Consider the following 8682-nt stretch of genomic DNA (forward strand, 5'->3'; position numbering starts at 1 on the left):
CAGCCACAGTCCTGTCCTTTGGCAACTTTTTCTATGACAATTACGCCAACATTATCTTTTTTATCGTGTATAATTATATCTGTTTTTGCCATTGTGACGATTTCTTAGTAGAAACTTGAAGAGAATTTATATATTAATCATGCGATTGCAAACAAAAATATAAGAATTTTTATGACTAAAATGACCACGGAAGAAGCTTTTATTAAAGTTCTTCAAATGCATGGAGTAGAACATGCGTTTGGAATAATTGGTTCTGCCTTTATGCCTATTTCAGATTTATTTCCAAAAGCTGGTATAACCTTTTGGGATGTTGCGCACGAGACTAATGGGGGATTAATTGCTGACGGTTACACTCGGGCAACAGGAAAAATGTCAATGGTAATTGCACAAAACGGCCCTGGTATTACAGGTTTGGTAACACCTATCAAAACAGCATATTGGAATCACACCCCTTTATTAGTTGTAACTCCACAAGCTGCAAATAAAACAATGGGTCAGGGTGGTTTTCAAGAAGTAGAACAAATGAATTTATTTAAAGACATGGTTTGTTACCAAGAAGAAGTTAGAGATCCATCAAGAATGGCTGAAGTTCTAAATAGAGTAATTGAAAAAGCTTTCAGAGGATCTGCACCAGCACAAATAAATGTACCAAGGGATTATTGGACACAAGTTATAGATATAGAGCTTCCTCCAATTGTTAGATTTGAAAGACAGGGTGGAGGAAAAGAAGCAATTGAAAAAGCTTCAAGTTTATTATCAAAAGCAAAATTTCCAGTAATTTTATCAGGTGCAGGAGTAGTTATTGGTGGAGCAATAGAAGAATGCAAAAAGTTAGCAGAGAAATTAGATGCACCAGTTTGTAATGGTTATCAACACAATGATAGTTTTCCTGGAAGCCATCCACTTGCTGTTGGACCTTTAGGTTACAATGGTTCAAAAGCAGCTATGGAACTTATTTCAAAGGCCGATGTTGTTTTAGCATTAGGAACAAGATTAAATCCCTTTTCTACTTTACCAGGATATGGAATCGACTATTGGCCTAAAAATGCAACAATAATTCAAGTTGATATGAACCCAGATAGAATAGGTTTAACTAAAAAAGTTACAGTAGGAATATGTGGTGACGCTAAGCAGGTCGCCCAACAAATTTTAGATAAACTTTCATCTGATGCTGGTAATACAGGTCGTGATGAAAGGAAAAATTTAATTCACAAAACAAAATCTGCTTGGCTACAAACTTTAGCTGGGTTAGATCATGAGGAAGATGATCCAGGAACAGTTTGGAACAAAGAAGCAAGAGAAAGAGATAAAGATAGAATGTCCCCAAGACAAGCTTGGAGAGCAATTCAAGATGCTTTGCCGAAAGATGCAATTATATCAAGCGATATAGGAAATAACTGTGCAATTGGAAATGCATATCCAACTTTTGAAAAAGGTCGTAAATATTTAGCACCAGGTTTGTTTGGACCATGTGGTTACGGATTTCCAGCTATTCTAGGTGCAAAAATTGGATGCCCTGATACACCTGTAATTGGTTTTGCTGGTGACGGTGCGTTTGGAATAAGCATGAATGAAATGAGTTCATGCGCCAGGGAAGAGTGGCCAGCTATAACTATGGTAATATTTAGAAATTATCAATGGGGTGCTGAAAAAAGAAATTCTATTTTATGGTTTGACGATAATTTTGTTGGAACAGAGCTAGATCCAGAATTAAGTTATGCAAAAGTTGCGAATGCATGTGGTTTAAAAGGTGTTACATGTAAAACTATGGAAGAAACAACTAAAGCAATTAAACAATCTTGTGAAGACCAAAAAAAAGGAATCACTACTTTTATAGAAATTATTTTAAATCAAGAGTTAGGTGAACCATTCAGAAGAGACGCAATGAAAAAACCAGTTGAGGTTGCTGGAATTAAGAAGAATGATATGAAGCCTCAAAAGTCTTTAATATAATTTAATGATTTTAAAAAGAAGAAAAATTCTCAAAATTTTGAGTTATTCTCTCTTGTTTTTTTATTTACCAATAAAAACAATCTACGCTGCTACAAAAAAAATCATAAATCAGAATCTTACAAATCAACAAAAAGATATAATGTTTAATCAAGGTACTGAAAGAGCATTTACCAGTTCTTTGTTAAATGAAAAAAGAAAAGGTACTTATCATTGTGCTAACTGTGGAGCGTTACTATTTGACTCAACCGCAAAGTATGACAGTGGAACCGGTTGGCCATCTTTCACAGAAGCAGTTCCAGGAGCTTTTAATAAAAAAGTAGATTATTCTTTTGGAATGAAAAGAATTGAATATCATTGTGCAAATTGTGGAGCACATCACGGGCATGTATTTGCTGATGGTCCAGGCAAGTCAGGTAAACGGTTTTGTAACAATGGGCTATGTTTAATCTTTAAACCGTCTCAATAGTGTTAGACTTTTGTATAATAGGATCTGGGATATCTGGATCAACAATTGCATGTTATTTAAAAAAAAAACATTCAATAAAAGTTTTTGATAAAGCAAAAGGAGTTGGAGGCAGAAGTTCTTTTAAAAGATACAAAGGCAAAATTGGCTTTGATCATGGTCTTCAATATTTGTCTCCCCGGTCAAAGGAATTTAAATTTTTTACCAATAAATTAATTAAAAAAAGGGTTCTTAAACATTGGAAAGGTAATCATGAATTTTTAAACAAAAGGATAAAAAAAGATAAAAAACATATTAAATTAATTGGTGTTAAAGGTAATAACGATATAAGCAAATTCTTACTTAAAAATATTGACTGTAATTTTCAGTCAGAACTATCTGAGATAAAAAGACAAAAAGATTATTGGTATCTTAAATTTAGAGATAATAAGTATATTTACTCAAAAAACTTAATTATTACTGCCCCTTTTCCTCAAGCAAAAAAACTTACATCTAAATTTGTCATAACAAAACTTTTTAAGAATAAAGTTGTAATGAATTCAAGTCTAACAGTTTTACTGATAACAAATAAAACTGCAAATAAAGCAAGTAGTTTTTTTACTAATGATAAAGTTTTAGGTTGGGTTTCCAAAGAAAATTCAAAAAAAAGATTTAAATTTAACAAAGATTTATGGGTACTTCAAAGTACCTTTGAGTATGGAAAAAAACACACTGATAACTATAAAAACAAAAAAAAATTTTATACTAATGTTTTAATTAGCAAGTTTAAAAAACTAACAAAAACTAAAATCAAAAAAATATACTTTACCCATATACATGGTTGGAAATATTCTTCAAACTCAAAACCTTTAAATATACAAAGTTACTGGGATAAAAAAATAGGTCTTGGGCTTTGTGGTGATTGGTTTGGTGGCCCGAGATTAGAAAATGGATGGCTGAGTGCAAAAGACCTTTATAAAAAGATAGTTAAGTAAAAAATTAATTTCTTTTATCAGGACCAAAAAAAGCATCCATTAAAAGCAATTTTTCATCTTTGTATTTAATTTTTGATATCGATAGAAGATGATAGTTAAATTTATTTAAAAAAACCAGAATATCATAAAAATTTGGTTTAACTTTTTCATATCTTTCAAGGAATGAAAGCTCAATTTTTATTAAGTCAATTTTTTTTGTTTTTAAATGATTCACCATACCTTTTAAAACATTCATTTCTTCACCCTGTACATCAATTTTACAAAAGTCAATTTTTTCTTTTTTTCTAAAAAAACTATCAAACTTAATTGCTTTAACTTTAAATTTTTTTTTTAAATTTTTTAATGATTTAAACAAATCATTTTGTTTATAAAAACTAGATTGAGAGGATATATCGTATTGGTAAAAAAATTTAGTTTGATTCTTGTTTGAGACTGCAAGGTTAAAATTATGTAAATTTAATTTTGAGTATTTTGTCGATAGCTTTTCACTAAGGTGTTTTATGGGTTCAAAACAAATAACTTTTTTAAACTTAATAAAATTAGATAAAAAATCTAAGTAACCCCCTTCGTTAGTTCCAATATCGATGTAGGTTATTTTTTTATTTGAAAAATAAGATTTTAAAAGTTTCTTTTCATTTGAAACAGACGAAAATAGATATGATATAGCATCATCTAATTTTTGATAGTATTTAAGAAACATATTTGTATTATTGTATTCTATTTTAATTTACAAGTGACCATGAACTTTGAATTTATAAAAAAAAATTATCATATCTCAACTTTTATTTTACTTTATTTTAGTCTTATTTTGGGATTCTTCTTAGGAGAAAACACAACCCTAGGCCCAAAATTTGATTTTAACCACGCCTTAAAGCAGGTTGAGTTATTTGAAAGAGACTTCCTATATACTTTTTTTAATTACGATGAAATAAAGTCACCGACAAGAATTTCACCAGTATTTATATTAATTATATATAGTTTAAAAAAAATAGTTTTAGACGCTGAAATTGTAAGGTTTATTCTTTTAAATATAATTATTTTAAATCAAATATTTTTTTATAAATGTTTGAAAATTTGTTTTTCAAAAAAACTTTTTATCGACAAAAAAATTCTTTTTTTATTAAGTTGTGTATTATTCCTTTCTCCATCATTTAGATCTAACGCAATATGGCCAGAAAGTGCAATGCTTGGGCTTCTGTTTTTCAATATATCTTTATATTATTTTTTAAAATTTAATGAAAATATTGATAAAATATCGTTTTTATATTTAAATATTTTTTTTCTATCATTGTCAGCATATATAAGACCAAGCTTTGCCATTTTTGTAATTTTTTTTTTTATTTATTCTTATTTAAGACTTGAAAATAAAACGAAAATTTTCAATATAATTATACTTAATTGTTTATTAGCTTTTCCAGCTTTCTATTATTTGTTTTTTTTAGAAATTTTCTTTTTAAGCAGTGGGGTAGGAGGAGATAAGTTAGATTTAAATTATTTTAGCAAACTTCCAATTATATTATCTATAATAATATTTCATTTAATACCAATCTTATACTATAAAAATTTTTTTGTTTCTAACCCTTTAAGTAAAATTAATTTAAAAATATTTTTTATTACATTTTTAATATCCGCTTTTTTGATTCTATATTTCAATTATGACATTAATTTTACCGGTGGAGGAATTTTTTTGCACCTGTCAAATTTTTTATTTTTAAACAATGTTTTATTTTTAATTTTAATTCCATTTATCGTATTTATTTCTTTAAAGTTCATTGAAATAGACTTAAAAAAAAATAGCTTAATTTTTCTGATACTAATATTAATGGTTCCTCAATTTTCTGTTTATCATAAATACTATGATCCTCTTGTATTAGTTTTGATTTTCTCAATTTTTAATTTTAGAATCAATAAGGATTTTTTCTCAAAGAAATATATGGTATTTTTATATATGTTTTATCTAACGTATTATGTTATTACGGTCGTTAATAGTTATTATATAAAGTTTTAGTTTTTCGCATGTCTAAAAGATATAGTGGAAAGTCATTTAAAGACTCTAGTGTTATGAAAAAACCTAAGTTATCTCTTAAGGAAAAAAGAAAACTAAAAAAAGAAAAAAAGAAAAACAAATAATAAAAAGGGGGTGGGGGCTTTCTTTTGTTAGGTGCCCCCAAACCCCAAATCTTGTTAACCGCTAACTATCATCATTACAATAATTAGTACTGCTAATTCTACTCCACCCATGACGAATCCTTTCGTTTAATTTATTTTATATTATTTTATTGATTATTTCTAGGGGCGGTGAGGCGTTCTGTTGCCAGGTGCCCCAAAACCCCATAATTGAATTTATCCTTTAAACATTCCTAATGCTTTATTAAGTAATTCCTCTGACTTAGCGTGATCACCACTGTCATGAGCTTTCATACCAGCATCTCTGAGTTTTTGAGCTTCTGCAATTTTTGCGTCAACACCTTTTGCCATCATAGGACAAGAACCTGCAAATGCTGAACTTGTGAATAGTACAAACGATAAAATTAAAGTTAATTTTTTCATAATTATCCTTTCGTGTGATTATATATATGTATTTAATTATCAAATTTAAGTATCAGAGTGTCACACCAAAAATTATATTTTTTCGATACCAAGCCAGGCTAAAGTAATGACAATTATCCAAATTATTCCCTTTAAAAAAAAGAAAAAAAAACTTCCTGCAATTATATACTTACTAACTTTGTTATATTTAAAAAATTTTCTTATTCCCTTCATTTAACGAATTGAAGATTTTACAGTTCCAATTTTATCAATTTTTGCTATGTACATGCCTTTATTTTTTAATGGAACAACACCTACTGTCGAACCGGTAAATACGTAGAAGTTTGTATTTAATTTTACTTTATCTTTTCTCATTTTATTTAAAACAAACCTGAGCGAGTTAAGTGGATTGATATAGACAGAATTTGTATTTCCTTTCACAGTATTCCCTGTTTTTACATTCTTAATATCACACTTAAGATTACCTATATTCACTCTCTTAAATTTCTTTTTCGGACCAATCAAAAATTTTACATTTGCACCAAAATCACTTGCAAGATCACCCAAAAATTTAATTCCTTGTTTCTTTTGTCTGTAGCCAACAACTTCAATACATGGCATCATGTGAGTAATATATTTGCTTATATTTTTCATAGTCATTACTTTTTTGCTGTTGAAAAAATTTTTATTAATTAAGTAACCAACTTCCACCTCTATTCCTAAAGTTGATTTATTTATTTTTACTCCCTTACCGCTTTTCAAAACATTATTTTTGAAGATTGCTGAATAAAATGGTTCTTTTTCTTTTAATTTTTTTAAAACTGGTAAGGCAGTACCCCCAGCTTTAAAACCTACAACTTTTGTTTTAATTTTTGACTCGCAGAGTTTTCTAAGTCTTGTAGCGTTTTTGATATTTTTTGTATACTTTATTGGGATTGGATTAATAAGATTATTTTTTTTATATGCGTTAACCAATTTATCAGCAATTTTTTCAATTTCTTTTTTCATTAATTTAATACACTTCCAGGGTCTAATTTAATATCAAACCAATTTAATCTAACATCTAAATGAGGTCCTGTAGCGCGACCTGATTTCCCAACAGTACCAATTATGTCTCCTTTTTTAACCTCTTGACCCATTTCAACAAATATTTCATTCATATGCATATATAAAGTTGAAATTCCATGACCATGATCAAAAATTAATGTAGCTCCAGTATAATAAAGATCTTTTTCAGCAAGGGTAACCACACCACTCAACATTGCTTTTATTGGAGTTCCAGTTTTTTGGGCGTAATCTAAACCATAGTGTGGCCATCTTGGTTTTCCATTCAGAATTCTTTGACTGCCATAAACTCCAGTTATAATTGCGTTATCAACCGGAGTTATAAATTTATCTTTAAAATATATTAGATCAGTATCAACAGCTCTTGCTTTTCCAATAAGCTTATTTTCTCTTCTAATTCTATCGTAAACTTCTTTTGGTGGAGTTACTTTTTTTTCAGGTAAACCATCTATTCTTTGTATTTTATATTCTCTTTTTAAAACCCTCTTAACAAATTGATTTTTAACGCCATTAAGAGTTTCTATTATAATAACATCGTTTTTCCTATCTCTTCCAAGACCAAATGCAAAAAAACCATCTTTTGAAACTCTAACACTTTTTTTATCTATTTGTATTTTAGCTCCAGGTTCTGTTTTACCTAATATAAAGTGTCCTTGAATGAACTTTCCCTCGAATTCAATTGCTTGGCTATTAAATTGAATAAGTAAAAAAATTAGTAAATATCTTATTATTTTGAAGTCCATCCACCATCAACCAGTAAAGAGGTGCCAGTAATCATTGATGCCTGATCAGAGGCAAGAAATACCACGGCGCTTGCAACATCAGAGAGTTCAGCAAATCTTCCTAGTGGAATATTCCCCAAAACCTCCCTCATAAATTTTTTGTCTTTTAAAAATTTACTTGTCATTGGAGTAACAACAAAAGTAGGACAAACAGTATTCACTCTTATATTGTATTTAGCAAGATCTATGGACATTCCTTTTGTAAGTCCTTCAAAACCAAATTTAGTCATGTTGTAAACACTTCTAATTGGTCCACCAACGTGACCCATTTGTGAAGACATATTAATAATAACACCTCCAACTTTTTTTCTATTTTTTAATTCAATCATTTTTAAAGAGCATAATTGAGCAATATTAAATGTAGCCATTGTATTAATCTTGACTACGTACTCCATGTCTTTTCTTTTTACTTTTGTAAAATGTTCTGGAATATTAGTGCCAGCATTATTTACTAAAATATCAATTCTTTTTTGAGAATCTATTACTGATTTAATCTCAGAATATCTTGTTACATCGCAAACATACGATTTACACTTAGATCTAAATTTTTTAATAATTTTTGAGACCTGATCTAAATCTTTTTTTGTTCTACTAACAATAATTAAACTTGCCCCAGCTTCAGCAAGAGCAATAGCGCAAGCTTTTCCAATACCTTTTCCAGCTCCAGTTACAAGAGCAATTTTATTTTTTAAGTTTTGTTTTTTAAGAAACATCTTTAAAATAATAGTACTTTTATATCAGTATAAATCAATTCTATTGCAACTATTAGTACTGCTAATAAACCTACCCAAGCAATCCATTTATATTTTTTAATCCACCCAGAAATTAATGTTGCAGCTGTTGCCATTAATACAATTGAAAGGGCAAGTCCAAAAACTAATAAATAGTAGTGATCTCTTGCGGCCCCAGCAACTCC

10 protein-coding genes are annotated in these 8682 nt (G+C 29.0%); 4 read left to right on the forward strand and 6 right to left on the reverse strand.

Going from position 1 to position 8682, the window contains the following annotated elements; all coding sequences use genetic code 11:
* Positions 1-171: 171 nt before the first annotated feature.
* The 3 genes from xsc to AMN84_RS01430 are packed head-to-tail and all read left to right on the forward strand — an operon-like array spanning position 172 to position 3390.
* Entirely contained in the window at positions 172-1953 is a 1782-nt protein-coding gene (gene xsc / locus AMN84_RS01420; protein WP_075482757.1) for a sulfoacetaldehyde acetyltransferase, read from the forward strand.
* A gap of 4 nt (positions 1954-1957) precedes the next feature.
* Entirely contained in the window at positions 1958-2419 is a 462-nt protein-coding gene (gene msrB / locus AMN84_RS01425) for a peptide-methionine (R)-S-oxide reductase MsrB (RefSeq protein ID WP_082254946.1), read from the forward strand.
* Positions 2419-3390 carry an NAD(P)-binding protein gene (locus AMN84_RS01430; protein WP_075482759.1) on the forward strand — a complete coding sequence of 324 codons (972 nt, stop codon included), beginning with the start codon at positions 2419-2421 and terminating at the stop codon, positions 3388-3390. Before msrB ends, AMN84_RS01430 begins: the two co-directional genes overlap by 1 nt.
* 4 nt (positions 3391-3394) lie before the next feature.
* Here the strand turns inward: AMN84_RS01430 and AMN84_RS01435 are convergent, their stop codons facing one another.
* Positions 3395-4090 (reverse strand): FkbM family methyltransferase, encoded by a 696-nt coding sequence (locus AMN84_RS01435; protein ID WP_075482761.1) that lies wholly within the window; start codon positions 4088-4090, stop codon positions 3395-3397.
* 39 nt (positions 4091-4129) lie between these two features.
* On the opposite strand from AMN84_RS01435, the gene AMN84_RS01440 reads away from it, so the two are divergent.
* The gene (locus AMN84_RS01440) at positions 4130-5398 is read left to right on the forward strand and encodes a hypothetical protein (RefSeq protein WP_075482763.1); all 1269 of its coding nucleotides are present in this window, start codon (positions 4130-4132) and stop codon (positions 5396-5398) included.
* A gap of 335 nt (positions 5399-5733) precedes the next feature.
* Here the strand turns inward: AMN84_RS01440 and AMN84_RS01445 are convergent, their stop codons facing one another.
* The 5 genes from AMN84_RS01445 to AMN84_RS01465 form a co-directional block, all read right to left on the reverse strand.
* Entirely contained in the window at positions 5734-5940 is a 207-nt protein-coding gene (locus AMN84_RS01445) for a hypothetical protein (protein WP_075482765.1), read from the reverse strand.
* A 213-nt stretch (positions 5941-6153) separates the two neighbouring features.
* Positions 6154-6927, reverse strand: a complete 774-nt coding sequence (locus tag AMN84_RS01450) for a fumarylacetoacetate hydrolase (protein ID WP_075482767.1) — start codon at positions 6925-6927, stop codon at positions 6154-6156.
* Positions 6927-7727 carry a M23 family metallopeptidase gene (locus AMN84_RS01455; RefSeq protein WP_075482769.1) on the reverse strand — a complete coding sequence of 267 codons (801 nt, stop codon included), beginning with the start codon at positions 7725-7727 and terminating at the stop codon, positions 6927-6929. The genes AMN84_RS01450 and AMN84_RS01455 overlap by 1 nt, the downstream gene beginning before the upstream one ends.
* Positions 7712-8479, reverse strand: coding sequence for an SDR family NAD(P)-dependent oxidoreductase (locus tag AMN84_RS01460; protein ID WP_075482771.1), 768 nt, complete (start codon positions 8477-8479; stop codon positions 7712-7714). The genes AMN84_RS01455 and AMN84_RS01460 overlap by 16 nt, the downstream gene beginning before the upstream one ends.
* A 2-nt stretch (positions 8480-8481) precedes the next feature.
* On the reverse strand, positions 8482-8682 hold a 201-nt coding region (locus tag AMN84_RS01465), incomplete at its 5' end, for a TerC family protein (protein WP_425304106.1).

Source organism: Candidatus Pelagibacter communis (assembly GCF_001180105.1).
Lineage (GTDB): Bacteria > Pseudomonadota > Alphaproteobacteria > Pelagibacterales > Pelagibacteraceae > Pelagibacter > Pelagibacter ubique_K.

Coding starts and splice junctions, on each gene's coding strand:
- xsc (WP_075482757.1), top strand. CDS start 172: ATGACTAAAATGACCACGGAAGAAGCTTTTATTAAAGTTCTTCAAATG.
- msrB (WP_082254946.1), top strand. CDS start 1,958: ATGATTTTAAAAAGAAGAAAAATTCTCAAAATTTTGAGTTATTCTCTC.
- AMN84_RS01435 (WP_075482761.1), bottom strand. CDS start 4,090: ATGTTTCTTAAATACTATCAAAAATTAGATGATGCTATATCATATCTA.
- AMN84_RS01440 (WP_075482763.1), top strand. CDS start 4,130: ATGAACTTTGAATTTATAAAAAAAAATTATCATATCTCAACTTTTATT.
- AMN84_RS01445 (WP_075482765.1), bottom strand. CDS start 5,940: ATGAAAAAATTAACTTTAATTTTATCGTTTGTACTATTCACAAGTTCA.
- AMN84_RS01450 (WP_075482767.1), bottom strand. CDS start 6,927: ATGAAAAAAGAAATTGAAAAAATTGCTGATAAATTGGTTAACGCATAT.
- AMN84_RS01455 (WP_075482769.1), bottom strand. CDS start 7,727: ATGGACTTCAAAATAATAAGATATTTACTAATTTTTTTACTTATTCAA.
- AMN84_RS01460 (WP_075482771.1), bottom strand. CDS start 8,479: ATGTTTCTTAAAAAACAAAACTTAAAAAATAAAATTGCTCTTGTAACT.